Annotated in this window: 23 protein-coding genes and 2 tRNA genes; 20 read left to right on the top strand and 5 right to left on the bottom strand. The window is 70.0% G+C overall.

Features of this window, described 5'->3' with window-relative positions:
* Nucleotides 1–3: 3 nt before the first annotated feature.
* The 7 genes from Taqua_RS09735 to Taqua_RS09705 all read left to right on the top strand — a co-directional run bounded on the left by Taqua_RS09735 (nucleotide 4) and on the right by Taqua_RS09705 (nucleotide 7,453).
* Entirely contained in the window at nucleotides 4–1,263 is a 1,260-nt protein-coding gene (locus tag Taqua_RS09735; RefSeq protein WP_144326483.1) for a putative Na+/H+ antiporter, read from the top strand.
* Nucleotides 1,264–1,384: 121 nt separating this feature from the next.
* Nucleotides 1,385–4,213 carry a monovalent cation/H+ antiporter subunit A gene (locus Taqua_RS09730; RefSeq protein ID WP_221933933.1) on the top strand — a complete coding sequence of 943 codons (2,829 nt, stop codon included), beginning with the start codon at nucleotides 1,385–1,387 and terminating at the stop codon, nucleotides 4,211–4,213.
* A gap of 5 nt (nucleotides 4,214–4,218) precedes the next feature.
* Nucleotides 4,219–4,593, top strand: coding sequence for a Na+/H+ antiporter subunit C (locus tag Taqua_RS09725; RefSeq protein WP_221933934.1), 375 nt, complete (start codon nucleotides 4,219–4,221; stop codon nucleotides 4,591–4,593).
* The gene (locus tag Taqua_RS09720) at nucleotides 4,593–6,224 is read left to right on the top strand and encodes a monovalent cation/H+ antiporter subunit D (protein ID WP_144326481.1); all 1,632 of its coding nucleotides are present in this window, start codon (nucleotides 4,593–4,595) and stop codon (nucleotides 6,222–6,224) included. The genes Taqua_RS09725 and Taqua_RS09720 overlap by 1 nt, the downstream gene beginning before the upstream one ends.
* The gene (locus tag Taqua_RS09715) at nucleotides 6,221–6,784 is read left to right on the top strand and encodes a Na+/H+ antiporter subunit E (protein ID WP_144326480.1); all 564 of its coding nucleotides are present in this window, start codon (nucleotides 6,221–6,223) and stop codon (nucleotides 6,782–6,784) included. Before Taqua_RS09720 ends, Taqua_RS09715 begins: the two co-directional genes overlap by 4 nt.
* Nucleotides 6,784–7,062 carry a K+/H+ antiporter subunit F gene (locus Taqua_RS09710; RefSeq protein WP_144326479.1) on the top strand — a complete coding sequence of 93 codons (279 nt, stop codon included), beginning with the start codon at nucleotides 6,784–6,786 and terminating at the stop codon, nucleotides 7,060–7,062. The genes Taqua_RS09715 and Taqua_RS09710 overlap by 1 nt, the downstream gene beginning before the upstream one ends.
* Nucleotides 7,063–7,075: 13 nt before the next feature.
* Nucleotides 7,076–7,453, top strand: a complete 378-nt coding sequence (locus Taqua_RS09705; protein ID WP_144326478.1) for a Na+/H+ antiporter subunit G — start codon at nucleotides 7,076–7,078, stop codon at nucleotides 7,451–7,453.
* Here Taqua_RS09705 and Taqua_RS09700 read toward each other — a convergent pair.
* From Taqua_RS09700 to earP, 3 genes are all read right to left on the bottom strand, one after another.
* Entirely contained in the window at nucleotides 7,411–8,322 is a 912-nt protein-coding gene (locus tag Taqua_RS09700; protein WP_144326477.1) for an LOG family protein, read from the bottom strand. The two genes, Taqua_RS09705 and Taqua_RS09700, sit on opposite strands and share 43 nt — an antisense overlap.
* Nucleotides 8,323–8,422: 100 nt before the next feature.
* Nucleotides 8,423–8,977: an elongation factor P gene (gene efp / locus Taqua_RS09695; RefSeq protein WP_144326476.1), complete on the bottom strand. Its 555-nt coding sequence runs from the start codon at nucleotides 8,975–8,977 to the stop codon at nucleotides 8,423–8,425.
* Between the two features lie 63 nt (nucleotides 8,978–9,040).
* On the bottom strand, nucleotides 9,041–10,171 hold the full coding sequence (gene earP / locus Taqua_RS09690) for an elongation factor P maturation arginine rhamnosyltransferase EarP (protein WP_144326475.1): 1,131 nt from the start codon (nucleotides 10,169–10,171) through the stop codon (nucleotides 9,041–9,043).
* Here earP and uvrC point away from each other — a divergent pair.
* The 9 genes from uvrC (at nucleotide 10,170) to Taqua_RS09645 (ending at nucleotide 18,522) form a co-directional block, all read left to right on the top strand.
* Nucleotides 10,170–12,116: an excinuclease ABC subunit UvrC gene (uvrC, locus tag Taqua_RS09685; protein WP_144326474.1), complete on the top strand. Its 1,947-nt coding sequence runs from the start codon at nucleotides 10,170–10,172 to the stop codon at nucleotides 12,114–12,116. The two genes, earP and uvrC, sit on opposite strands and share 2 nt — an antisense overlap.
* Before the next feature lie 50 nt (nucleotides 12,117–12,166).
* The gene (gene pgsA, locus Taqua_RS09680; RefSeq protein ID WP_144326473.1) at nucleotides 12,167–12,733 is read left to right on the top strand and encodes a CDP-diacylglycerol--glycerol-3-phosphate 3-phosphatidyltransferase; all 567 of its coding nucleotides are present in this window, start codon (nucleotides 12,167–12,169) and stop codon (nucleotides 12,731–12,733) included.
* Between the two features lie 7 nt (nucleotides 12,734–12,740).
* Nucleotides 12,741–13,631, top strand: coding sequence for a DMT family transporter (locus Taqua_RS09675; protein WP_144326472.1), 891 nt, complete (start codon nucleotides 12,741–12,743; stop codon nucleotides 13,629–13,631).
* Nucleotides 13,632–13,670: 39 nt separating this feature from the next.
* Nucleotides 13,671–14,777, top strand: a complete 1,107-nt coding sequence (locus Taqua_RS09670; RefSeq protein WP_144326471.1) for a tartrate dehydrogenase — start codon at nucleotides 13,671–13,673, stop codon at nucleotides 14,775–14,777.
* A gap of 68 nt (nucleotides 14,778–14,845) precedes the next feature.
* A complete protein-coding gene (locus Taqua_RS09665; protein ID WP_144326470.1) occupies nucleotides 14,846–15,121 on the top strand; it encodes an HU family DNA-binding protein in 276 nt (91 codons plus the stop codon).
* A 14-nt stretch (nucleotides 15,122–15,135) separates the two neighbouring features.
* A tRNA-Val gene (locus Taqua_RS09660) sits at nucleotides 15,136–15,211 on the top strand.
* 104 nt (nucleotides 15,212–15,315) lie between these two features.
* Nucleotides 15,316–17,214: a SurA N-terminal domain-containing protein gene (locus tag Taqua_RS09655; protein WP_144326469.1), complete on the top strand. Its 1,899-nt coding sequence runs from the start codon at nucleotides 15,316–15,318 to the stop codon at nucleotides 17,212–17,214.
* A gap of 67 nt (nucleotides 17,215–17,281) precedes the next feature.
* A tRNA-His gene (locus Taqua_RS09650) sits at nucleotides 17,282–17,357 on the top strand.
* 61 nt (nucleotides 17,358–17,418) lie between these two features.
* Nucleotides 17,419–18,522: a nucleotidyltransferase family protein gene (locus Taqua_RS09645; protein WP_144326468.1), complete on the top strand. Its 1,104-nt coding sequence runs from the start codon at nucleotides 17,419–17,421 to the stop codon at nucleotides 18,520–18,522.
* On the opposite strand, the gene Taqua_RS13730 is transcribed toward Taqua_RS09645, so the two are convergent.
* Together Taqua_RS13730 and Taqua_RS09635 are read right to left on the bottom strand one after the other, a co-directional pair.
* Nucleotides 18,471–19,886, bottom strand: a complete 1,416-nt coding sequence (locus tag Taqua_RS13730) for a sodium:solute symporter family transporter (RefSeq protein ID WP_185969605.1) — start codon at nucleotides 19,884–19,886, stop codon at nucleotides 18,471–18,473. The genes Taqua_RS09645 and Taqua_RS13730 overlap by 52 nt on opposite strands.
* 149 nt (nucleotides 19,887–20,035) lie before the next feature.
* Nucleotides 20,036–21,031 (bottom strand): NADPH:quinone oxidoreductase family protein, encoded by a 996-nt coding sequence (locus Taqua_RS09635; protein WP_144326467.1) that lies wholly within the window; start codon nucleotides 21,029–21,031, stop codon nucleotides 20,036–20,038.
* 102 nt (nucleotides 21,032–21,133) lie between these two features.
* On the opposite strand from Taqua_RS09635, the gene surE reads away from it, so the two are divergent.
* From surE to rlmD, 4 genes are read left to right on the top strand one after another with little or no spacing between them, the layout of a single operon-like run.
* Nucleotides 21,134–21,952 carry a 5'/3'-nucleotidase SurE gene (gene surE, locus Taqua_RS09630; protein WP_144326466.1) on the top strand — a complete coding sequence of 273 codons (819 nt, stop codon included), beginning with the start codon at nucleotides 21,134–21,136 and terminating at the stop codon, nucleotides 21,950–21,952.
* Entirely contained in the window at nucleotides 21,949–22,755 is an 807-nt protein-coding gene (locus Taqua_RS09625) for a protein-L-isoaspartate(D-aspartate) O-methyltransferase (RefSeq protein ID WP_144326465.1), read from the top strand. Before surE ends, Taqua_RS09625 begins: the two co-directional genes overlap by 4 nt.
* Nucleotides 22,756–22,780: 25 nt before the next feature.
* Complete coding sequence (locus tag Taqua_RS09620; protein WP_144326464.1) at nucleotides 22,781–23,668, top strand: peptidoglycan DD-metalloendopeptidase family protein; 888 nt, start codon at nucleotides 22,781–22,783, stop codon at nucleotides 23,666–23,668.
* A complete protein-coding gene (rlmD, locus tag Taqua_RS09615; RefSeq protein ID WP_144326463.1) occupies nucleotides 23,668–25,155 on the top strand; it encodes a 23S rRNA (uracil(1939)-C(5))-methyltransferase RlmD in 1,488 nt (495 codons plus the stop codon). The genes Taqua_RS09620 and rlmD overlap by 1 nt, the downstream gene beginning before the upstream one ends.
* Nucleotides 25,156–25,279 lie beyond the last annotated feature (124 nt).

Below are 25,279 nucleotides of genomic sequence, written 5' to 3'. Positions count from 1 at the left end.
GGGATGTCCACCGGCGCAATCCAATGGCTGGCGGCGGCGCTGTTTGCGCTGGCGCTGCTGCACACGTTTTCGACCAAATTTTTCGAACATCTGGCGCGCACCCGCCCGGCGCATGCGGGGGTTTGGCACCTGCTGGGCGAGGTGGAAATCGTCTTTGGGGTGTGGGCCATGCTGTTCATGGTGCTGGCCGCCATGATGGTGGGGGCAGCACCGGCGCTGCAGTACCTGGACAGCCGCAACTTCACCGAGCCGCTGTTTGTGTTTGCCATCATGGTGGTGGCCGGCAGCCGGCCCATCCTGCAGGCCGCTGCCGCCGCCGTCGACGCGCTGGTGCGGCTGTTGCCGTTGCCGCGGCCGTTGGCGTTTTATTTCACCACGCTGTCGGTGGTGCCGCTGCTGGGCTCGTTCATCACCGAGCCGGCCGCGATGACGCTGGCCGCGCTGCTGATGCGCGAGCCGATCTTCGCGCAAGTGCCGTCGCGTTTGAAGTACGCGACGCTGGGGGCGCTGTTCGTCAACGTTTCCATCGGCGGCACGCTGACGCCGTTTGCGGCACCGCCGGTGCTGATGGTGGCGGCCAAGTGGGGCTTTGACCTGCCGTACATGCTGTTCAACATCGGCTGGAAGGCGGCGCTGGCCGTGGTCATCAACGCCGCGGTGCTGACGGTGCTCAACGCCCGCACCCTGCGCGGGCTGACCGTCGCGGTGGAGTCGCCGTACCGTGGCGTGCCGGCCGGCATGGTGGCCGTGCACGTGGTATTTCTGACCCTGATCGTGCTGCTGTCGCACCACCCGGCGGCGTTTTTGTCGGTGTTTCTGCTGTTCATGGGGGTGGCCACCGCGTACCCGCAGTACCAAAGCCGGCTGATTCTGCGCGAGGGGCTGCTGGTGGCGTTTTTCCTTGGCGGCCTGGTGGTGCTGGGCGGCATGCAGCAGTGGTGGTTGCAGCCGCTGCTGCAGGCGATGAGCGACACGCAGGTGTACTTCGGCGCCACGCTGCTGACGGCCATCACCGACAACGCGGCGCTGACCTACCTGGGGTCGCTGGTCGACGGCTTGTCGGACGACTTCAAATATTCGCTGGTGACGGGCGCCGTCAGCGGTGGCGGCCTGACGGTGATCGCCAACGCCCCCAACCCCGCCGGGGCGGCGATCCTGAAAAGCGCGTTTCGCGAGGGCGCGATATCGCCCAAGGGGCTGTTTTTGGGGGCGCTGGGGCCCACGGCGGTGGCGGTGCTGTGCTTCCGCCTGCTGCCGCATTGAGGCGGAGGACACGGCCTCGAGGTGGCGGTGAACTTTTGTTGCCCGAACCACTCTAGCCCTGGCACAGACACACACCACGCGATCGCGGCCGGTGCGCCGCGCTTGAGGAGGGCTTGCCACCGTGCCGTTGTTGTGGATCGTTGGAGTGCCGCTGCTGGCCGCGGCCGTGCTGCCCGTGGTTGCGGCGCACGGGGGTCGACGTGCGTCGGCGCTGGCGGCGTTGGCGGTGACGCTGAGCGCGCTGGCGGTGGTCGTGGGCCTGGCGCCCGGCGTGTTGCAGGGTGGGGCGGTGCAGGCGTCGTGGCCGTGGGCGCCGGACGTCGGCCTGAGTGTCAGCCTGAGGCTGGATGGCCTGTCGCTGCTGCTGGCAGGCCTGATCGCCGGCATGGGGGCGTTGATCGTCCTGTACGCCGCGTATTACCTGGGGCCGCACGACCCGCCCGGCAAGTTTTACGCCACGCTGATGCTGTTCATGGCGGCGATGCTGGGCGTGGTGCTGGCCGACAACCTGCTGCTGCTGGCGGTGTTTTGGGAGCTGACCAGCCTGGCGTCGTTTCTGCTGGTGGGCTACTGGAGCCACGACCCGCAGGCGCGCGCCGGGGCGCGGCAAGCGCTGGCGGTCACCGGAGGCGGTGGGCTGGCCCTGCTCGGGGGGATGGTGCTGTTGGGCTGGATCGCGGGTACGTACGAAATCAGCGAGATGGTCGGTCGCCGCGCCGAGATTCAGGCCGACCCGCTGTTCACCCCAGCGCTGTTGTTGATCCTGCTGGGCGCGTTCACCAAGAGCGCGCAGGTGCCGTTTCACTTCTGGCTGCCCGACGCGATGGCCGCGCCCACGCCGGTGTCGGCGTACTTGCACTCGGCCACGATGGTCAAAGCCGGGATTTTTCTGTTGATGCGGCTGCATCCGGTGCTGGCGGGCAACGGTGTGTTCGAAACGCTGGTGGGCGGGGTGGGGCTGCTGACGGTCGCCTGGGGCGCGTGGGTGGCGATCTTCAAGCACGACCTCAAAGGGTTGCTGGCGTACTCCACCGTCAGCCACCTGGGGTTGATCATGTTTTTGGTCGGCGTGGGCTCGCCGCTGGCGGCCGTGGCGGCGGTGCTGCACGTGCTCAACCACGCCACGTTCAAGGCGCCGCTGTTCATGGTGGCCGGCATCGTCGACCACGAGACCGGTTCGCGTGACCTGCGTCGTCTGGGCGGACTGTTCGCGCTGATGCCGTGGACCGGCACGTTGGCGGTGTTGGCCGCGGCGTCGATGGCCGGCGTGCCGCTGACCAACGGGTTTGTGTCGAAAGAAATGTTCCTGGCCGAAGCGCTGGGCACCGGCGGCTGGCTGGTGCCGCTGGTGGCGACGCTGGCCGGCGCGTGCAGCGTGGCGTACGCGCTGCGCCTGGTGCACGATGCGTTTTTCCATGGGCCGCTGGGCGACGTGCCCAACCCTCACCCGCACGAGCCGCCGCTGGGCATGCGGCTGCCGCCCACGTTGCTGGTGGCGCTGGCGCTGGCGGCCGGGCTGGCCCCCGGGGTGGTGTTCGGGCCGCTGGTGCACGCGGCCGCCACCGTGATGGTCGGTCAGCCGCTGCCAGCGTACACGCTGACGCCTTGGCACGGTTTCAACCTGCCGTTGTTGCTCAGCGCGCTGGCGCTGGCGGGTGGGGTGTGGCTGTACGCGCGGCTGCAGCGCGGGCGGCGCTTGCACGGCATCGTGATCGAAGACCGCCTGGGGCCGTGGCAGGGGCGACGGGTGTTCGAGCGCGCCGTCGATGGCCTGATGGGCGTGGCGGGGCGCCTGACGGCGGCGCTGGACAACGGCTCGCTGCAGCGCATGGTGGCGTGGTTGGTTGGTACGGCGGTGGTGGCCGCTGGCGCGGTGCTGCTGGGGCAGGGCATCGGGGCCGGGGCGCGCACCCCATGGCCGGCCAACCCGCTGGCGTGGGCGGTGTGGCTGCTGTTGCTGGCCACCTGCGTGGCGTTGGTGCGCGCACACCACCAGCGGCTGCTGGCGGTGGTGCTGGTCGGTGTGGTGGGGTTGGTGACGTCGCTGACCTTCGTGGCGTTTTCTGCGCCGGACCTGGCGCTGACGCAGCTGTCGGTGGAGCTGGTGTCGACCGTGCTGTTGCTGATGGGGCTGGCGCTGCTGCCGCCGTACACGCCGCGCGAGTCGTCGCCGCAGCGCCGGCTGCGCGATGGTGCGCTGGCGCTGGTGGCGGGCGCCGGTTTGGGGTGGATCACCTGGGTGCTGCTGACGCGCGACCATGCATCGATCGCGTGGTACTTTTTGCAGCAGTCGCTGCCGAAGGGGGGGGGTGCCAACGTCGTCAATGTGATCCTGGTGGACTTCCGTGGCTACGACACGTTGGGTGAAATCACCGTGCTGGGCATTGCGGCGGTGGGGGTGCTGGCCTTGATGGAGGGGTTGCGCGTGGCGCGGCCCCCGGTGGATGCCGAGGGGCGACGCTGGACCTTCGCCGGGCCGCCGCTGCTGTTGCGCGTGGCCGCGGCGGTGGTGCTGCCGGCGGCGCTGGTGGTGGCGGTGTACATCTTTTTGCGCGGGCACAACGCGCCGGGGGGTGGCTTCATCGCCGGCTTGATCACGGCGGTGGCGCTGGTGCTGCAAGCGATGGCACGCGGCCTGCACTCCACCGAGGCCCTGCTGCGCGCGCACGGCGGACGGCGCTTCGTGCGCTGGCTGGGGGCCGGCCTCGGCGTGGCGGGGCTGACGGGCGTGGGCGCGTTCGTGTGGGGACGGCCGTTCCTGACCAGCGCGCACGGTCACGTGCACCTGCCGCTGCTGGGTGACGTGCCGCTGGCCACGGCGGCGCTGTTCGACCTTGGGGTGTACGGCACCGTCGTGGGGGCGACGCTGCTGACGATTTCGGCCTTGGGCAACGCCAGCCGCGCTGGCGCGGCTCCCGTGGGCACCGCGCAGGAGGGACGCGCATCATGATGAGCATGGAAGCTTTGGTGGCCAGCGGCGTGGGGTTGGTGACGGCCAGCGGCGTGTACCTGCTGCTGCGCGGGCGCACGTTCCCGGTGGTGTTGGGTTTGTCGCTGCTGGGCTACGCGGTCAACGTGTTCATCTTCGTGATGGGGCGGCTGTGGAGCGCCGCGCCGCCGATCCTGCACGAGGGGGCGACGCGCGCGGCGGATCCGTTGCCGCAGGCGCTGGTGCTGACTGCGATTGTGATCGGCTTTGCCACCACCGGGTTCATCGTCGAGCTGGCGCTGCGCAGCGCGCATGACAACGGCAGCGACCATGTCGATGGGCGCGAGCCCGGTCTGCCCGGCGCTGGCCGGGCCGCCCACGGTGCAACGGAGGAGCGCTGATGCTGGACGCGTTGCAGGCATGGTGGTGGACGCACGCCCCGGTGCTGGTGGTGCTGTGGCCTCTGGGCACTGCGGTGCTGCTGTTGCTGTGGGGCGACCACGGTGACTCGAGCCAAGGCGGCGGGCACGCCAGTGGTAGGCGCGCCTGGCGGCGTGCGCTCAGCGTGGGGTCGGTGGCGTTGGGGCTGCTGCACGCGGCGGCGTTGGTGGCGCGCGCCGACACCGGTGGGTGGGCAGTGTACGCGTTGGGCGAATGGCCGGCGCCGTTCGGCATCGTGCTGGTGCTGGACCGCCTCGCGGCGCTGATGGTGCTGCTGACCCATTTGGTGGCGCTGCCGGTGCTGTGGTACGCCTGCGGCGGCTGGGATACGCGCGGCCGGCATTTCCATGCGATCTTTCACTTCCAGCTGATGGGCTTGGGCGGGGCGTTCGTCACCGGCGACCTGTTCAACCTGTTTGTGTTTTTCGAGGTGCTGCTGATCGCCTCGTACGTGCTGTTGCTGCATGGGCAGGGCCGCGAGCGGCTGCGCATGGGCGTGCACTACGTGGTGCTGAACCTGACGGCGTCGGCACTGTTCCTGATCGCGCTGGCCATTGTCTACGGGGTGACCGGCACGCTCAACATGGCCGATGTGGCGCGCCGGGTGGCGGCGCTCTCGGGCAGCGACGCGCGGCTGGTGCAGGCGGCGGCGTTGCTGCTGCTGGTGGTGTTCGGCCTCAAGGCCGCGCTGGTGCCGCTGTACGCGTGGCTGCCAGGGGTCTACGCGGCGGCCAGCGCACCGGTGGCGGCGCTGTTTGCCATCATGACCAAGGTGGGCGTGTACGCCGTGGTGCGGGTGCACGGTGCGGTGTTGGCCGACGTCATGCCCACCGTGTGGCCGTGGCTGCTGGCGGCGGCGTTGCTGACCAGCGTCGTGGCGGTGTTGGGGGCGCTGGCGGCGCACGGCATGGGGCGCATGGTTGGGTACCTGACGGTGGCGTCGGTCGGCACGATCGCCATCGGCGTGGCGCTGGGCACGCCGCAGGCGCTGTCGGCGGCGCTGTACTACATGGTGGCCAGCACGCTGGTGGTGGCGGCGCTGTTTTTGTTCGTCGAGCTGGTGGCGGCGCAGCGCGGCGCGATGGCCGACCGGCTGCAGCCCGCGGCGGCGGTGCGCGAGCCGGTGGCGCTGGGGATGCTGATGCTGCTGGCGGCGGCGTCGGCGGCCGGTCTGCCACCGCTACCCGGTTTCGTGGGCAAGGTGATGCTGTTGCAAAGCGCGCTGGGCCAGCCGGCCCAGGTAGGGGTGTGGGCCGTGGTGCTGGGTGCGGGGCTGCTGACGCTGCTGGCGCTGGTGCGCGCCGGCGTGGTGATGTTTTGGCATGTGCAGCCTGCCGAGCCCGCGCCCTCCGCGGGGGGCAGCGGCTGGCTGCTGGCGGCGCCGTGGGGCTTGATCGGCTTGACGGTGCTGGTGGCGGTGGCGGCTGGGCCGATCAAAGCCTACACCGACGCCACGGCGCGGCAACTGGCCGACCGCGCGGGCTACCTGCAGGCGGTTTTGGGCGTCGCCGGTGACGGTGGGGGCGAGACCACGCGCCCCTACGATGGCCGCCTGACGCCGCCTGCGCCGCCGCTGGAGGAACCACGATGAACCCCACCACCGTTGCACCTGCGCCACGTGCGCACCGCCGTGCGTGGCCCCACCCCGTGCTGTCGCTGCTGCTGGCGGCGAGCTGGGTGTTGCTGAACCGCAGCGTGGCGCCCGCGCACCTGCTGTGGGCGCTGCTGCTGGGCTGGGGTGTACCTTACCTGTTGCGGCCCTGGCTCGACGCCGCCGGCCGCGTGGACTGGGGCGCCGCGCTGCGCTTGACCCTGGTGGTGCTGTGGGACATCGTGGTGGCCAACGTGACGGTGGCGCGCCTGACGCTGGGGCCACTGCAGCGCGTGCAGCCGGCGTGGGTGTACGTGCCGCTGGCCAGCGACCACGCGCGCGTCAACGCACTGCTGGCCAGCATCATCACGATGACGCCCGGTACGGTGTCGGCGGTGGTGGACGAGGAGCAACGCCGCTTGCTGGTGCACGTCCTCAACACCGACGACCCGGCGGCGTTGGTGGCCGACATCAAGGTGCGGTACGAGGCGCCGTTGCTGCGCGTATTTCGCGTCGGCGACGGCAACACCGGCCAGCCGCTGGATGACAGGAGCGCATGATGAGCGAGGTGTTGATGTGGGCGCTGGACATCGGCGCGTTGGCGGTGGGGATGGCGGTGCTGCTGTGCGGCTGGCGGCTGTTGCGCGGGCCGTCGCTGCCGGATCGCATCCTGGCGCTGGACACGCTGTACATGGGGCTCGTGGCGTTGGTGGTGCTGTTGGGCATCCGCCACGACAGCCCCTTGGTGTTCGAGGCGGCGTTGATCGTGGCGATGCTGGGCTTTGTGTCCACCGTGGCGCTGGCGCGGTACGTGGCGCGCGGCGACGTGGTGGAATGAGGAGGGCGCGGCGATGACGGTGGCGTTGGAATACCTGGCCGCGGCGCTGGTGCTGCTGGCAGCGTTCTTTTTGCTGGTGGGCGCGGTGGGGCTGGTGCGCTTTCCCGACGTGTACATGCGGCTGCACGCGCCGACCAAGGCGTCCACGCTGGGGGTGGGCGGGGTGCTGCTGGCCTCGATCGTGGTGTCGCTGGCGCACGGCCGGCCCAGTCTGGCCGAGCTGCTGATCACGCTGTTTGTGTTTGTCACGGCACCGGTGTCGGCCAGCCTGATGGCGCAGGCGGCACTGCACATGCGCCTGCCCTCGGGCGCGCCGGTGCCGCGCGACGCGGTGCCCGAGCGTCGCCCTCACACACCCGGGTCAACCGGGCAGGCCTCGGGCAAGTCGTAAAACGCGCGGATGCCGTTCCAGGCGTCCTCGGGGCTGTCGACGTAGCTGAAGAGCGTCAGGTCTTCCGGCGAAATGACCCCCTCGTCCACCATGGCGTCGAAGTTGATCAGCCGCTTCCAATAGTTGCTGCCGTACAAAAACACCGGCACCGGGCGCGATTTGCGTGTCTGCACCAGCGTCAGCACCTCAAACAGCTCGTCCAGCGTGCCAAAGCCGCCGGGGAAGGCCACCAGCGCCTTGGCGCGCATCATGAAGTGCATTTTGCGCAGCGCGAAGTAGTGGAATTTGAAGCGCAGCTGCGGGCTGATGTAGGGGTTGGGCTCTTGCTCGTGCGGCAGCAGGATGTTGAGGCCGACGCTGGGCGCGCCAAGGTCGTGCGCGCCGCGGTTGGCCGCCTCCATGATGCCGGGGCCGCCGCCGGTGACGATGTAGAGCTGGTTTTCCTTTGGGCAGGACTGGTTGTAGGTCGCCACCAACTGGGCAAAGCGCCGCGCCGCGTCGTAGTAGTGGGCGTTGCGCCGCAGCGCCTCGGCACGGCGCAGCGCCGCGGGGTCGCCGCTGGCCTGGGCGGCTTGCCACAGGGCCTCGGCCTCGGCTGGCTCACGAAAGCGCGCGCTGCCAAAGACGACGATGGTGTTTTCGATGCCGAGTTCGGTCATCGCCAGGTCGGGCTTGAGCAGCTCGAGCTGGAAGCGGATGCCACGGGTTTCGCGCCGCAGCAAAAACTCCGGGTCGGCAAACGCCAGCCGGTAAGCGTCCGGCGGCGGGCGCGAGCCGCCCTCCGACAACAGGTGCAGCTCGACGCTGGCGTCGGCCAGCCGGCGTGTTTGCAGGTCGTGGGTCGGGTCGGAAGAAGTCGGTGGCGTCATCGTGGCAGCCTTGGCGGTGATGCAAAAGGCCCCGCGCGGGGGCCTGATGGCGGCACCTGGGCCGCAAACGGGCCCCGACGAGGGGCTGGGGCACGGCGCGTCAGACGCGCTTGCGGTATTCGCCCGTGCGGGTGTCGATTTCGATTTTGTCGCCTTGCTCGACGAAGATCGGCACCTGCACCTCGAAGCCGGTGGCGATCTTGGCGGGCTTGAGCACTTTGCCGGAGGTGTCGCCCTTGACCGCGGGCTCGGTCCAGGTGACTTCGCGCACCACGGTCGTCGGCAGCTCGATCGAAATCGCCTTGCCTTCGTAGAACACCACCTCGGCGGTCATGCCGTCTTCGAGGTAGTTGAGCGCGTCGCCCATGTTCTCGGCCTCGACCTCGTACTGGTTGTAGTCGGCGTCCATCCACACGTACATCGGGTCGGCGAAGTACGAGTAGGTGCACTCCTTTTTGTCGAGGATGATGTTGTCGAGCTTGTCGTCGGCCTTGAAGACCACTTCGGTGGCGCTGTTGTTCAACAGGGCCTTGAGCTTCATGCGCACGGTGGCCGCGCCGCGACCGCCGCGCTGGTATTCGGTTTTGAGGACGATCATCGGATCCTTGCCGTGCATGATGACGTTGCCGGCACGGATTTCTTGAGCGAGTTTCATGGCAAGCGGGTTATGTGAGGCTAAGGGTTCAGCAAAATTTATATTGTAGCTTGACGGCGCTGATCAAGGTGCGGCGAAAGCGCCCGCGTGGCGCTGGCGGTGCACGAACGCCAGCAGCCGCGTCAGCAGGTCGCTTTGCGCCAGCAGGCGCTGGCGCAGGTGTTGGGCCAGCGCGCTCCACTCGGCCAGCACGGCGCTGGTCAGCGCGGGCGGAGGCGTGCCTGGTACGTCGTTGAGCGCACGCATCCACGCCGCCCACGAAGGTGGGGCATCCGCCCACGCCAGCAGCGCTTCCAGCTTGGCGTGGTGGGCGTCATCGTCCTGCGGGTACAGCTGCCACAGCCAGGCGCGTCCGGCCCATAGCGCACGCACCAGCGAGTCCTCGCCGCGCACCAGGTTGAGGTCGCACGCCCACAGCCGCTCGTCGAACGCGTCTTGTGGCACCAGCGGGGCCACCTCCACGCGGGCGGCGGCGGGGGTGGTCGGCACCAGCGTGCGCCAGGCGGCGGCGCTGCGTCCGTCGGCAACCAGCCAGCGCGCGCCACCCAGGGCCGGCTGCTGCACCAGCCGCGGCAAGGCGGCCGGTTCGTAGCAAAACACGCTGACCCACGGGCCGTCGTGCCCCCCCCGCGCGCTGCGCCAGGCCGCCGCATCGAACGCGGCTTGCCGCGTCAGCAGGTCGCTCTCACGCAGAAGCCCGCCGGTGGCCGGCGTGAAGCCAGGGAAGAAAAACCACTTGGTGCGCCCGGCCAGCGGTCCATGCAGCAGCGGCGACGGCAGGCCATGGCTGCGCTCGACCCACGGCTCGGCGCTGAGGTACTCCAGGTTCAGCCACAGCGTCGGGCGCCCATCGTCGGCCTGGGGGGGCAGGCGTGCCGCCACCCAGGCGTCATCGACGTGGCAGCCAAAGGTTTCGACCAGCACGTCGGCGCTGGGTAGCTGCGCTGGTGGCCGCGCGCTGGGGTCGGTGCGCGGCCATGGGTGCACGGTGATGCCGGGCCAGCGGCCTTGGCGTGTGCCCGGGGCCATCCAGTCCAGCGCGCTGGCGTCGTCGATCCACAGCCGCACCGAATGCCCGGCGGCGGCCAGCTGGCGGCACAGCCGCCAGGTCACGCCAACATCGCCCCAGTTGTCGATCACGTGGCAGTACACGTCCCAGCGCAACGGCGCGGGTGAGGGAAAATGCGTTTCCATGTCATCGGTCCACAGCGACGAATTGTTGCGCACCGTGGCGGCGCTGCCCGCGCTGCCCGGGGTGTACCGTTTTTTTGATGCCGCCGGGCAGCTGCTGTACGTTGGCAAGGCGCGCGACCTCAAACGCCGCGTCAGCAGCTACTTCCAAAAAACCCACGACGGCACGCGCATCGGCCACATGGTGGCCAAGATCGCGCGGCTGGAAACCACCGTGGTGCGCTCGGAGGCCGAGGCGCTGCTGCTGGAAAACAACCTCATCAAAACCCAGCAGCCGCGCTACAACATCCTGTTTCGCGACGACAAGAGCTACCCCTACCTGCGCATCAGCGGCAGCACCTGGGTGGCGGGGGCCGCGGCGGCGCAGCCGCCTGACCCAGGGCACTACCCGCGCGTGTCGTACTACCGCGGTCCGGCGCAGCGGCCGCACCGGTATTTTGGGCCGTACCCCAACGGGTGGGCCGTCAAGGAAACGATCCAGTGGCTGCAAAAGGTGTTTCGGCTGCGCACCTGCGAGGATACGGTCTTTGCGCACCGCACGCGACCGTGCCTGCTGCACCAAATCAAGCGCTGCAGCGCCCCGTGTGTGGGGGCGATCAGCCCGGCCGAGTACGCGGCCGACGTGCGTGCCGCGTGCGACTTTTTGGAAGGGCGCAGCCAGCAGGTGCTGGACGCGCTGCAGGCACGCATGCAGGCGCTGGCCGACCAGTGGGCGTTTGAGCAGGCGGCGCAGGTGCGCGACCAGATCGCGGCGCTGTCGACGATGCTGCAGCAGCAGGCGATGCAGGCCTACGACGACCAGGATGTCGACATCATCGCCGTGCAACTGCAGGATGGGCGCGCGTGCGTCAACCTGGCGATGGTGCGCGGTGGGCGCCACCTGGGCGACCGGCCCAGCTTCCCCGCGCACGTGGAAGATGGCGCGGCGCTGGCCGACGTGGAAGAGGGGGCCGAGCCCGCGCAGCGTGTGCTGGAGGCGTTCATCGCCCAACATTACAGCGAGGTGGCACCTCCGCCGGTGCTGGTGCTGGGCGCGCCGGTCGACGAGGCGCTGCTGCAGGCGCTGGGCGAGCGCTGGGCCACCCGCGTGCGCGGGGTGTGGCAGCCACGCGAGCAGCGCCGCGTGTGGCTGGAGCTGGCGCAGCGCAACGCTGAGCTGCAATTGGCGCGTCTGCTGGCCGAAGAAGGCTCGCAGCAGGCGCGTACGCGGGCGCTGGCGCAGGCGCTGGGGCTGGACGCGACCACGCCCGAGGCGCTGGCGGCGCTGCGCATCGAATGCTTTGACGTTTCGCACACCGCCGGCGAAGCCACCATGGCGTCGTGCGTGGTGTACGAGCAGCACCAGCTGCAGCCGCGCCAGTACCGGCGCTACACCGTGGAGGGCGTTACGCCCGGCGACGACTACGCGGCGATGCGCCAGGTGCTGCAGCGGCGCTACGCGCGCTTGGCGGCGGCGCTGGCCGAGCGCGGTGGCGACGATGGCGGCGACAACCAAGCGCGGCTGCCCGACGTGGTGCTGATCGACGGCGGCGTGGGCCAGGTGGGCGTGGCGCGCGAGGTGTTCGAGGCGCTGGGCCTGGATCCTGGGCGCTTGGTGGGCGTCGAAAAAGGCGAAGGGCGCAAAGTCGGACTGGAAGAGCTGGTGTTTGCCGACGGCCGCCCGAAGGTGGCGCTGGGCGCGCAGTCCAGCGCGCTTTTGCTGGTGGCGCAGATCCGCGATGAGGCGCACCGCTTTGCCATCACGGGGATGCGGGCGCGCCGCGCCAAGGCGCGCACCGGCGCCAGCCGGCTGGAGGACATCCCCGGCGTCGGCCCCAAGCGGCGCGCGCGGCTGCTGGCGCGCTTTGGTGGCGTGCGCGGGGTGGCGGCGGCCAGCGTCGAGGAGCTGGCCAGCGTCGAGGGCATCTCGCGCGAGCTGGCCGAGGCCATCCACCAGGCATTGCGTTGATGCCGATGCGACGCGCCGCCCCGCCCGCCAGCCCCGATAATGGCAAGGCCATGTTTTTGACCCTGCCCATGCTGCTGACCTGGACGCGCATTGCCGCCATCCCCCTGATCGTGGCGGTGTTTTACCTGCCCGGCACCGCCGAGGGCTGGCGCAACACCGTGGCCACGGCGCTGTTCATCGTGTTCGCGTTGACCGACTGGGCCGACGGCTACTTGGCGCGTCGGCTCAACCAGACCTCGGCGTTTGGCGCGTTTTTGGACCCGGTGGCGGACAAGTTTTTGGTCAGCGCCTGCATCCTGGTGCTGGTGCACCTGGGGCGCGCCGACGTGTTTGCCGGGCTGATCATCATCGGGCGTGAAATTGCCATTTCCGCACTGCGTGAGTGGATGGCGCAAATCGGTGCCGTGCGCAGTGTGGCCGTGCACATGGTGGGCAAGCTCAAGACCGCCACGCAGATGGTGGCGATTCCGTTTTTGCTTTACGACGGCGTGCTGTGGGGGGTGGACACGCGCTGGTGGGGCACGCTGTTGCTGTGGGCGGCGGTGGTGCTGACGGTGTGGTCGATGGTGTATTACCTACAAAAAGCCCTGCCCGAAATCCGCGCCCGTGCACGCTGAGGCCGCCATGCCCACACCCAAAGCCGATTCGCTGTGGATCCGCGCCATGCCCGCGGTGTTCGTGCTGATCTGGAGCACCGGCTTCATCGTGGCGCGCTACGGCATGCCCCACGCGCCGCCGATGACGTTTCTGGCCTGGCGCTATGCGCTGTCGATCGCGGCGTTCGGGGTGTGGGTCGCGCTGGCGCGCGTGCCGTGGCCACGCCAGCGCGCGCAGTGGGGCCACCTGGCGGTGACGGGGGTGCTGATGCACGCCGGCTACCTGGGCGGGGTGTGGGCGGCGGTCAAGGCCGGCATGGGCGCGGGTTTGTCGGCCTTGATCGTGGGGCTGCAGCCGGTGCTGACGGCGGTGTGGCTGTCGGCCACCGGCGGCCGCGTGGCGCCACGTCAGTGGCTAGGATTGGTTCTGGGCTTTGTCGGCCTGGTGCTGGTGGTATGGCACAAGTTCGGCCACGGTGGCCCCGGCGACAGCGCCACGCCGCTGAACCTGGCCTACGCGGTGGCGGCATTGCTGGCCATCACCGCGGGGACGCTGTACCAAAAGCGCTATCTGCAGCCGTGCGACGTGCGCACCGCCAACACGGTGCAGCTTGGCGCGGCGCTGCTGGTGACGCTGCCGCTGGCGCTGCTGGAGGCCGAACCGATGCACTGGAACGCGCAGTCCGCCGGTGCCATGGCGTGGTCGGTGCTGGGGCTGACGCTGGGTGGCAGCTCGTTGCTGTACCTGCTGATCCAGCGCGGTGCGGCGGCCAGCGTGACCAGCCTGATGTACCTGGTGCCGCCCTGCACGGCGGTGCTGGCCTGGGTGCTGTTTGGCGAGCCGATCACGCCCACCACGCTGGCCGGCACGGCGCTGACCGCGCTGGGCGTGGCGCTGGTGGTGCGCGGCGGGCGTTGAGGGCCGGCGGCCGACGCCCTTGGAGGAGGTGAGTGTGAGATGACGACCCAACGTGTGCACCGCATCGCGGTGATCCCTGGCGATGGCATCGGCACCGAGGTGATGCCCGAGGGCTTGCGCGTGCTGCAGGCGGCGGCCGAGCGCTTCGGTATCGGCCTGGCGTTCGATCACTTCGATTTTGCCTGCTGGCCGTACTACGAGCGCCACGGCCAGATGCTGCCGGACGATTGGCGCGAGCGCATCGGCGGGCACGACGCGATCTTTTTTGGCGCCGTGGGTTGGCCGGCCAAGATTCCCGACCACGTCTCGCTGTGGGGCTCGCTGCTGCAGTTTCGGCGCGCGTTTGACCAGTACGTGAACCTGCGCCCGGCGCGCCTGATGCCCGGGGTGCGCTCGCCGCTGGTGCGGCGCGACGGCACGCCGCGCGCGCCGGGCGAGATCGACATGCTGATCGTGCGCGAAAACACCGAAGGGGAGTACTCCAGCATCGGTGGGCGCATGTTCGAAGGTACCGAGCGCGAGCTGGTGGTGCAGGAAACCGTGATGACGCGCCACGGGGTGGATCGCGTGCTGCGCTACGCGTTCGAGCTGGCGCGCTCGCGCCCGCGCAAGCACCTGACCAGCGCCACCAAGTCCAACGGCATCGCCATCACGATGCCGTACTGGGACGAGCGCGTGCGTGCGATGGCCGCGGCGTACCCGGACGTCCAGGTGGACCAGTACCACATCGACATCCTGACCGCGCACTTTGTGCAGCGGCCCGAGGCTTTCGACGTCGTCGTGGCCAGCAACCTCTTTGGCGATATCTTGAGCGACCTGGCGCCCGCGTGCACCGGGACCATCGGGATCGCGCCGTCGGCCAACCTCAACCCCGAGCGGCGCTATCCTTCGCTGTTCGAGCCGGTGCACGGCTCCGCCCCGGACATCGCCGGGCGCGGCATCGCCAACCCGATCGGGCAGATTTGGTCCGGTGCGCTGATGCTGGACTTTTTGGGCTACCGCCAGGCGCACGACGCCATCGTGCGCGCCATCGAGGTGGTGCTGGACCCCGCCAACGGTGGCCCGCGCACCCCGGATTTGGGCGGCCACGCCCGCACCGCCGATGTCGGGCGCGCTGTCGCCGACGCCCTACGGCATGGCGCCTGAGCGCGACTAGAATACGGCGCTTTTTCGCCGGCTGCGGCGTGCGCGGCCGGGCAAGCGGAGAGCCTACGATGAACAAAGCACAACTGATCGAACACATCGCCGAGCACGCCGAGCTGACCAAACAGCAGGCGGCGCGCGCGTTGGACGCGCTGCTGCAAGGGGTGACCACGACGCTGGCGCGCGGTGGCGAGGTGACCCTCGTGGGGTTTGGCACCTTCGGCGTCGAAGAGCGTGCCGCCCGCAAAGGCCGCAACCCCCGCACCGGCGAGGTGGTGGACATTCCAGCGGCTAAAATACCTAAATTCCGACCGGGCAAAATGCTCAAAGACAGCGTCAACGGCTGACGCTGCTACGGACCGGGTGCTTAGCTCAGCTGGTAGAGCGGCGCCCTTACAAGGCGTAGGTCGGCGGTTCGATCCCGTCAGCACCCACCACCCACCGGTCCAACCCATTGTCCATGGGGCGACGGCGCCCCGACCCAACAAGGGCGCGATGCTAAGATGTCGCGCCCTTTTGTTTTTGATACCGCGCACGACCCATGTTCGACGTCTTTCGCAACAACATGAAGCTGCTGATGGCGCTGCTCATGTTGTTGATCATCCCTTCGTTCATCTTCTTCGGCGTGCAGGGTTACACCAGCTTTCGCGAGCGTGCCGAGCCGGTGGCCCGGGTGGCCGGCGAGCGCATCACCCGCACCGAGTGGGAAGCCACCCACCGGCGCGAGGTGGAGCGGCTGGTGGCCGCGATGCCGGGGGTGGACCGCGCGCTGCTGGAAAGCGATGACAGCCGTCGCGCGACGCTGGAGCGCATGGTGACCGAGCGCGTGCTGACCCGAGCGGCCGCTGACATGCGGTTGCTGGTCAGCGATCGCCGCTTGGCGGCCGAGTTGCTGCGGGACCCAACGATCGCCAGCCTGCGCAAGCCCGACGGCACCCTGGACACGCAGCGCTACCAAGACCTGCTGCGCAGCCAGGGCATGACGGCCGAGCAGTACGAGGCGCTGGTGCGGGCCGCGCTGCAGCGTCAGCGCTTGGGTGAGATGGTCGCCGCCAGCGCGTGGTTACCCAAGGCCAGTGTCGAACTGGCCACGGCGGCGTGGTTCGAGCGTCGCGAGGTGGCCGTGGCTGCGTTTCGCCCGTCGGACCACGTGGCCGCCGTGCGGGTGTCGGACGACGACGTGCGTGCGTACTTTGAGCAACATGCCGACGACTTTCGCTCGCCCGAGCAGGCGGTGGTCGAGTACCTGGTGTTGGACCGTGACGCCTTGGCGCGCACGCTGCAGCCCAGCGAGGATGAGTTGCGCCGCTACTACGAAACCAACGTCGCTGCGGCCGCGCAGCGCGAACAGCGCCGCGCCGCGCACATCCTGCTGACGCTGGCCCCCGACGCCAAGCCTGAGGACAAGGCGCGTGTGCGCGCCGAGGCCGAGCGGCTGCTGGCCGAAGTGCGCGCCAACCCCGAGCGTTTTGCGGAGCTGGCGCGGCAGCACTCCCAGGACCCGGGTTCGGCAGCCGAGGGCGGCGACCTCGGCTGGTTTGGCCGCGGCGCGATGGTCAAGCCGTTCGAGGACGCCGTGTTCGCGCTGGCCAAGGGGCAGGTGTCCGACATCGTGGAGACCGAGTTTGGCCTGCACATCATCCGGCTGCTGGACGTGCGCCAGCAACCGGTGGAGCCATACGAAACCATGCGTGCGGCGTTGGCCGACCAGTGGCGCCAGCAGCAGGCCGCGCGCCAGTTTGCCGAGGCCGCCGAGCGCTTTGGCAACCTGGTCTACGAGCAGGCCGACAGCCTGCAGCCGGCGGCGCAGGCGCTGGGGCTGACGGTGCGCCGCGCCACCGTCGAGCGCCAGGGACCGGTGGGCGGCGATGCCGACCCCGTGCTGGCCGAGCCGGCGGCGCTGCGCGCCATCTTCGACGACGAGGCGCTGGCGCGCAAGCTCAACAGCCGCCCGATCGAGCTGCGTGGCAACCGTGTGCTGGCGGTGCGGGTGGTCGAGCACCGCAAGGCCGAACGCCAGCCGCTGGAGGCGGTGGCAACCCAGGTGCGCCAGCGCCTGCTGGCCGAGCGCGCGCGCCAAGCCGCGCTGGACGACGCCAAGGCGCGCCTCGCGCAATGGCAAGCCCAGCCACCGGCTGCCACGGCACTGCGTGCACCGGTGCTGGTATCCCGCCAGGATGGGCAAGGTCTGCCGCCCAAGGCGCTGCGCGCCGCGCTGAGCGCGCGCCTGGAGGGTGACACGCCGGCCTGGACGTTGGTCGACCTTGGCGACGACGGCGCGCTGGTGCTGCGGGTGCGCCGTGCAGCCCCAGCGCCGGTGCCGGCTGCACAGCAGGACGCGCTGGCGCGCGAGCTCACGCGCCTGTGGGGCGAGGGCGAAGCGCGCGCGCTGCTGCAGGCGCTGCGCCAGCGCTACAAAGCGGAGGTGTTGGTGCCCTGACATCGGCCGCCCCGCGCGCCCGCCGTTCGGCAGCGCAGATTCGCGGCTATAATGCAGGCTTTCCACGGTGGCTGTAGCTCAGTTGGTAGAGTCCCAGATTGTGATTCTGGTTGTCGTGGGTTCGAGTCCCATCAGCCACCCCAGCACACCCCTCAAGCCCAGCGCCACCCAAGCCTGGGCTTTTTTGTTGCGTCACCAACAACGATGGCCAAAGGCATGATATTGGCCGCGGGACAGGGAACCCGCGTGCGTCCGCTGACGAAGGATCTGCCCAAACCGATGGTGCCGATCCTCGACAAGCCGGTGATGGAGTACCTGATCGAACGCCTCGCCGCGCACGGCGTGCGCCAGATCATGGTCAACGTGGCGTGGAACCATCACAAAATCGAGCAGTATTTTCGCGACGGCCGGCGCTGGGGGGTCGAAATCGGCTACTCCTACGAGGGTGTTTACGAGCACGGTGACATCCTGCCGCGGCCGCTGGGCTCAGCCGGCGGCATGAAGCGTATCCAGGACCAAAGCGGCTTCTTCGACGAAACGACCATCGTGCTGTGCGGCGACGCCTTGGTGGACCTGGACATCACCGCGGCGTTGCAGCAGCACCGCGCCCAGGGGGCGCTGGCCACGGTGGTGACGCTGCCGGTGCCGTGCGAGCAGGTCGGCAACTACGGCATCGTCGTCGCTGACGAGGACGGGCGTGTACGCTCGTTCCAAGAAAAACCCCGGCCTGAGGAGGCCCGCTCCAACCTCGCCAGCACCGGTATCTACATCTTCGAGCCGGCGGTGTTGGACCTCGTGCCGTCCGGGCAGGTGTTCGACATCGGCAGCCAGCTGTTCCCGCTGCTGGTGCAGCGTGGCCTGCCGTTTTATGCCCAGAGCCGGCCGTTTCACTGGATCGACATTGGCCGCGTCAGCGACTACTGGTCGGTGTTGCAGCGTGTGCTCAGCGGCGAAATCGCCGACATGCGCATGCCCGGCACCGAAGTGCGCCCGGGGGTGTGGGTGGGGCTCAATACCCGTATCGATTTCGACCGCGTGCACATCACCGGGCCGGTGTACATCGGCTCCAGCGTGCGGCTGGAGCCGGATTGCTCGATCGTGGGCCCGGCCTGGATCGGGCACGGCTCGCACCTGCGCGCGGGCTCGCGCATCGAGCGCAGCGTGCTGTTCGAGTACACCCGCATTGGGGCCGGCATGTTGTTTCAGGACATGATCGTCTCGCCCAGCTACTGCGTGGACCGCTGGGGCCGCGCCACTTACGTCGGCGACGACCGCTGCCCGTTGCGCTGGGGCGACGCGCGCGCCTGATCGAGCCACGTCAGCAGCAGCGCCACCGCGCTGGAGGCCAGCAGTGCGCCGGCGAACGGGGCCAGCGTCGGCACGTTGGTCGGGAAGGTGGCCGCGACGATGCCCTGCCACAGGCTGGCGCTGGCCAGCGTATCGGGCAGCACCGCGCCGACCACGCCGGCGAGCATACCGGCCAGCGCGGCGTGGCGCGGCACACGCGGGTGCAGGCCCATCAGCAACGGCACGGCCGCGGTGGCGCACAGCAGGTCGGCCACCAAAAACAGCCGCAGCACCGACAGGCCCTGCCACGCCACCAGCAGCACCGGCACCATCAGCAGCACCGTGGCCCAGCGCGCGCCGGCCAGCGTGGCGCCGCGGTGCTGCGTGACCAGCAGCGAAGCGATGCCGCTTTGCAGCGTGTCGACCGACGAGGCCACCAGCGCCACCGCCAGCAGCAGCACCGCCCACACGCCCCAAGCCGGACCTTGCTGCACCAGCGCAAACAGCGGCACCGGCGGCTGGCCCAACGGCAGCCCGCGCAACGCGGCCACGATGCCCAACGCGCCGACCACGGCGATGGCCGCCGCGCTGACCAGCGCCCCGGCCCACGCGGCGCGGTGCAGCGCCCGTGTGTCGGTGGCGGCCCACAGGCGCTGCCAATAGCCTTGGTGAAACAGGTTGGCGGCGGTAACGGCGATGACGAGGGTGGCAGCCACCGACAGCCCCACGGCCAGCGGGGCATCGGCCGGGGCGCTGGGCGTGGCGGCGCCGGGTGGGGCCGGCTGGGTCAGCGCCAGCGCCGCCACGCCTGCCAACAGCGCCAGCAGCAGCCAGGCCTGCCAGCGGTCGGTGGCCAGGCTGGCGCGCAGGCCGCCCCAGGTGGTGTACGCCAGCGTGACGCCGGCTACCGCCAGCATGGCCCAGCGGCCATCGGCGCCGGTCAGCAGCGCCACGATGCTGCCCAGTGCGGTCAGCTCGGCGGTCAGAAAACACAGCATGTACAGCAACGCCAGCCCCAGCACCCACAGCCGCACCGGGGTGCCGAAGCGCTCAGCGGCGTAATCGGTGAGACTGCGGCCCGCTGGCAGCCGCCGCCGCAGCGCCGGGGCCACCCAGGCCAGCAGCACAAACGGCAGCGCCGCGCCCACCGCGTAGCCGGCCAATGCCACCGGCCCGACGAAGGCGGCCACTTCCGGCGGCACGAGCAAGATCCACGCCCCCAGGCCCGACGCCACGAACGACAGCGCCAACGTGGCCGCCCCCTGGCTGTGGCGCGCGGTCAGGTAGTCGTCCAGCCCTTCGTCGCTGCGTCGCGCGCGCAGCCCGATGAACAAAAACCACGCCAACGCCGCCGCCACGGCGGCCATCGCCCACACGCTTGCCATGTCGCACTTCCTCGCGCCGGTACGAACCGGATCAGGTTCCAAGGGTCTGGACCTCGGCCCCCATGGCCGGGCGTCCATTCTCAGCCCAACGTTGCCCATCCCACGTGGCGGGCCTGCCGGCTCCCCTGGCGACGCCAAAGCTGATCATTTTAGGCGGTGGCGTTGCGCAGCACCAGTTTGCCGCGCACCTGACGCGCGGCGATGCGCGCCAGCGCCTGTGGCAGCTCGGTCATTGGCAGCACGCTGTCGATGACCGGCCGGTACAGCCCCTGCTGGTAGCCTTGCAGCAGCGTGCGCAGCATGGCCGCGTTGGCCTGGGGTTCGCGGCGCGCGAACTCGCCCCAGAACACCCCCACGATGGAAGCCCCTTTGAGCAGCGGCAGGTTCAACGGCAGGCTGGGGATGGGGCCCCCGGCAAACCCGATCACCAGGTAGCGGCCGCGCCAGGCGATGGAGCGAAACACGGGCTCGGCCAGCGCGCCGCCGACCGGGTCGTAAACGACGTCCGGGCCACGGCCTTCGGTCAGGCGTTTGAGCTCCTCGCGCAGGCTGCCGCCGGGGGTGTGCTGCTGGTAGTCCAGCACGGCGTCCGCCCCCAGGCGTTGGGCCAGCGCGCATTTGTCGGCGCCACCGGCGGCGGCGATGACCCGAGCGCCGGCAGCTTTGGCGATCTGGATGGCCGCTGTGCCAACGCCGCCCGCCGCGCCCAGCACCAGCACCGTTTCGCCAGCGCGCAGCGCGCCACGATCCAGCAGCGCGTGGTACGACGTGGCGTAGGTCATGATGAAGGCGGCGGCGTCCGTCAGCGCCATGCCGGGTGGCAGCGGCACGCACAGCGCCGCCGGCACCACCGCCTGGGTGGCAAACGCGCCGGTGCCGCTGAGGCACGCCACCGCTTGGCCGGGCTGCAGCTGCGTCACGCCTGGCCCCGCCGCGCGTACGCGGCCAGCGAACTCCGCCCCCGGCACGAACGGGGGCGTGGGCTTGTGCTGGTAGCGGCCCTGGATCATCAGCAGGTCGGGGTAGTTGAGGCTGGCGGCCTCGATGTCCACCAGCACCTCGCCCGCACCCGGCTCGGGCGTGGGCAGGGTGCTCCAGCGCAGGGCTTCGACGCCCAGGGGTTGGTCGCACTGCCAGGCTTGCATCGGCTTGTCTCCTTCGGTGGTCCGGGCCCCGATGCTAGCGGGGCGGGTGCGGCATGGGTGTCACCTGGGCGGCGTGGTGGCGGCGCCCCTACAATGCGCCGCATGCGCATCCTGCTCAGCAACGACGACGGCTACCAGGCTCCCGGCATCCAGGCCCTGGCAACCGCGCTGCGGGCGTTTGCCGACGTCGAAATCGTCGCGCCCGAACACAACAACAGCGCCAAATCCAACGCGCTGACGCTCAACGCGCCACTGTACGTGCACCGCGCGGATGAGCACGTGCGCTACGTCAACGGCACCCCGGCGGACTGCGTGCACATTGCGCTGACCGGGTTGCTGCCGTACCGGCCGGACCTGGTCGTGTCTGGCATCAACAACGGCGCCAACATGGGGGATGACACGATCTACTCCGGCACCGTCGGCGCGGCGATGGAGGGTTACCTGTTTGGCATCCCAGGCATTGCCTTTTCGCTGACCGAAAAGGGCTGGGCGCATCTGGATGACGCCGTGGCGCTGGCGGCGCAGTTGGTGCGCAGCCTGCAGCCGGCGGTGCAGGCCCATGCCCAAGCGGTGGCGCGGGGCGGCGACGGTGGGCACGCCGAGCCGTGGCTGCTCAACGTCAACATCCCCGCGCTGCCGCGCGCGCAGATCCGAGGCTTCAAGGTGGCGCGGCTGGGGCGTCGGCACGCCGCCGAGCCGGTCATCACGCAGGTCAACCCGCGCGGCGAAACGATGTACTGGATCGGCGCCGCCGGCCCCGCCAAAGACGACGCTGAAGGTACGGATTTTCACGCCACGCGCCAGGGTTATGTGGCGATCACACCGCTGCAGATCGACCTGACCGACCATGCCCGGCTGGCGTATTGGGCGCAGACGGCGGCGGCGCTGCGCGCGGGCGCTGGCGACGAGGCGCGGGCATGAGCCGACCCAACAGCGACGGCGGCGCGCAACGGCCGGGGGTGCGGTTTCCGGCCGCCCTGGACGGGCTGCGTCCAGCGTTCACAACATCGGTGCCGCGCAGTGTCGGGGTGGCGCCGGATGGACGCGCCGGGGTTGTGGTCGCCCGCGTGCAGGGGGTGGGGTTGGACTCGGCCGCGGTGCGGCAGGCCATGGTGCAACGCTTGGCCCAGCAGGGCGTGACGCAGCCGGCCGTGCTGCAGGCGCTGGCCACGGTGGAGCGCCACCGCTTCGTCGACAGCGCGCTGGTGGCGCAGGCGTACGAGGACACCGCGTTGCCGATCGGCTGGGGTCAGACGATCTCCAAGCCCAGCGTGGTGGCGCGCATGCTGGAGCTGTTGTGCGCTGGACAGACGTTGCCGCTGGGGCGGGTGTTGGAGATCGGCACCGGCTGTGGCTACCAGGCGGCGCTGCTGGCACGGCTGGCGCGCGAGGTGTACAGCATGGAGCGCTTGCGTGCCCTGCACGACAAGGCGCGCGACAACCTGCGGCCGCTGCGCATTCCCAACCTGCACCTGATCTTCGGCGATGGCACCGCTGGCTACGCTACAGGGGCCCCTTACGCCGGCATCATCGCCGCGGCGGGGGGCGACGCCATTCCCCAGGCCTGGCTGGACCAGCTTGCCGTCGGGGGGAGGCTGGTGGCCCCCGCCGAGGTGCGACCGGGGCAGCAGCAGCTTGTCGTCGTGCAGCGCACCACCACCGGCTGGCAGCGCGAGGTGCTCGAGGGCGTGCGCTTCGTACCCCTACAATCAGGCGTGCTGTAAAACCTGCTACGAACACGACGCTGCGATGACGCTCAAACAACCGCACCGCTGCAGTGCTTGGCTGCTGGCCGGGGGGCTGCTGGCCCTGCTGGCCGGCTGCGCCGCCCCCAGCAAGCCCGCGCGCACGGTGCCGGTGGAAGATCGGCGCCTGGGTGGCGTGATCACCACCGCGCCGTCGCCGGTGTCCGGGCCCGCCGCCACCACCGCGGCGCCCCCGCCCGGCAGCGAAAACGCGGGCAAGCCCGGCTACTACACGGTGCGGCCGGGCGACACGTTGCACCGCATTGGCTTGGAACACGGCCACAGTTGGCGCGACCTGGCGGCCTGGAACAACCTCAGCGACCCCAATCGCATCGAGGTTGGGCAGGTGCTGCGGGTGGCGCCGCCGGCGGCCGCCGGCGACGGCGTGCAAACGCAACCGGTGGCCGTGGCCGCCCCGGTGCAGGCGCGCCCGTTGGACACACCCGCCACCGGCGTCGCCAAGCCCGCGGCGGCCGCCACCGCAGCCGAGCCTGCCGCGACGAAACCGTCCCAGGCCCCGGCTGATGGCATTGTGCTGGCGTGGCCGGCGCGGGGCCCGGTGCTGTACCACTTCGACGAAGTACGCAACAAGGGTATCGGCATCGGTGGCAAGGCGGGCGACCCTGTGTTGGCTGCCGCTGACGGACGTGTCGTGTACGCTGGCTCCGACCTGCGCGGTTATGGCAACCTCGTCATCATCAAGCACAACAACACCTACCTGACCGCTTACGCCCACAACCAGAAGCTGTTGGTGCGCGAGGACCAGACCGTGCGCCAAGGGCAAAAGATTGCCGAGATGGGCAACACCGACGCCGACCGTGTCAAGTTGCACTTCGAGGTGCGCCGCCAGGGCAAGCCGGTCGATCCCCTGAGCCTGTTGCCGAGCCGCTGATGGACCACGACGACGAGACCGAGCGGGCGGCGTTGGCCGCCCAAGGTCAGGCCGTGCTGGTGCAGCGCCCGGCGGGTGTGCCGCCCGAGGCGGTGCCGATCCACGCCATCGACCTGGAAGCGCACGGTGTTGGGCGGCGGCCCGAGGGCAAGGTGGTGTTTGTCGAAGGCGCCTTGCCCGGTGAGTGGGCCGAGGTACGCGTGACGCGGCGCAAACCCCAGTGGGAAGCCGCCGAGGCCGTGGCCATCCACCACCCGTCGCCGCTGCGGGTGACGCCGCGCTGTCCCCACTTCGGTCTGCACGCCGGAGCGTGCGGTGGCTGCAAGATGCAGCACATCGACCCCAGCGCCCAAGTGGCGATCAAACAACGTGCGTTGGAAGACAACCTGCTGCGCCTGGGTAAGGTGCGGCCGCAGCGGATGCTGCCGGCCATCGCCGGGCCGGCGTGGGGCTACCGCTGGCGTGCACGGTTGGCGGTGCGTTACGTGCCACGCAAGGGTACGGTGCTGGTGGGTTTTCACGAGCGTAAAAGCCGCTATGTGGCCGACATGGACACCTGCGCCGTGCTGCCGCCGCTGGTGGGCGCCTTGCTGCGACCGCTGCGTGCGCTGATCATGGGGCTGCACGCGCGTGAGCGCTGTCCGCAAATCGAGCTTGCCTGTGGCGAAGGCGTCACTGCGCTGGTGTTGCGCCACCTCGAGCCGCTGGACGAGCACGACCGCGATCGGCTGCGAGCCTTCGCCGTCGCGCACCGCGAAGCGGCCATCCAATGGTGGTTGCAGCCCGCCGGCCCCGACAGCGTGCACCGGCTCGATGAAGACGACGGCACGCCGCCGCTGGCCTACACGCTGCCGGAGTTCGGCATCCAGATGCCCTACCGTCCGACCGACTTCACCCAGGTCAACCCGCACATCAACCGCGTGTTGGTGGCGCGTGCGCTGCGGTTGCTGCAGGTGCGCCGTGACGAGCGTGTCATCGACTGGTTCTGTGGGCTGGGCAACTTCACGCTGCCGCTGGCGACGCAGGCTGGGGCCGTGCTCGGCGTCGAGGGCAGCGACGCGCTGGTGCAGCGCGCGCGCGACAATTGGGCGCACAACCAGCGGCGCCGTGGCCGCCTGGCGCCCACCGAGTTTGTGGCGCGCAACCTGTTTGCGATGACGCCCGACCAACTGGTGGCCGACGGCGTGGCGCAGCGCTGGCTGATCGACCCGCCGCGCGAAGGTGCGCTGGCGCTGGCCAAAGCCCTGGCCGACACCGTGCAGTCGGTGCGCGCGGGCGCGGCGTGGCCCACCACGGCGTCGGGTGAGCCGTGGCAGCCTCCCCAGCGTATCGTCTACGTCAGCTGCAACCCCGCCACGCTGGCGCGCGACGCCGGGTTGCTGGTGCACCAGGCGGGCTACCGCTGCAGCGCGGCCGGGGTGGTCAATATGTTTCCGCACACCGCGCACGTCGAGAGTATTGCGGTGTTCGACCGTGCCGACGTCTAGGGCCTGTTAACACTACGTGCTAACATACTGCGCATGGAACTTACGCCTGCGCAATTCGCGCGTATCGAGGATTGCCTGCCGCGGCAGCGGGGCAATGTGTCGCTGGACAACCTTCAAGTGCTCA

Origin of the sequence: Tepidimonas aquatica, from assembly GCF_007556585.1 — a bacterium.
GTDB classification, from domain to species: domain Bacteria; phylum Pseudomonadota; class Gammaproteobacteria; order Burkholderiales; family Burkholderiaceae_C; genus Tepidimonas; species Tepidimonas aquatica.
This window is presented reverse-complemented; position numbering and strand designations above follow the sequence as displayed.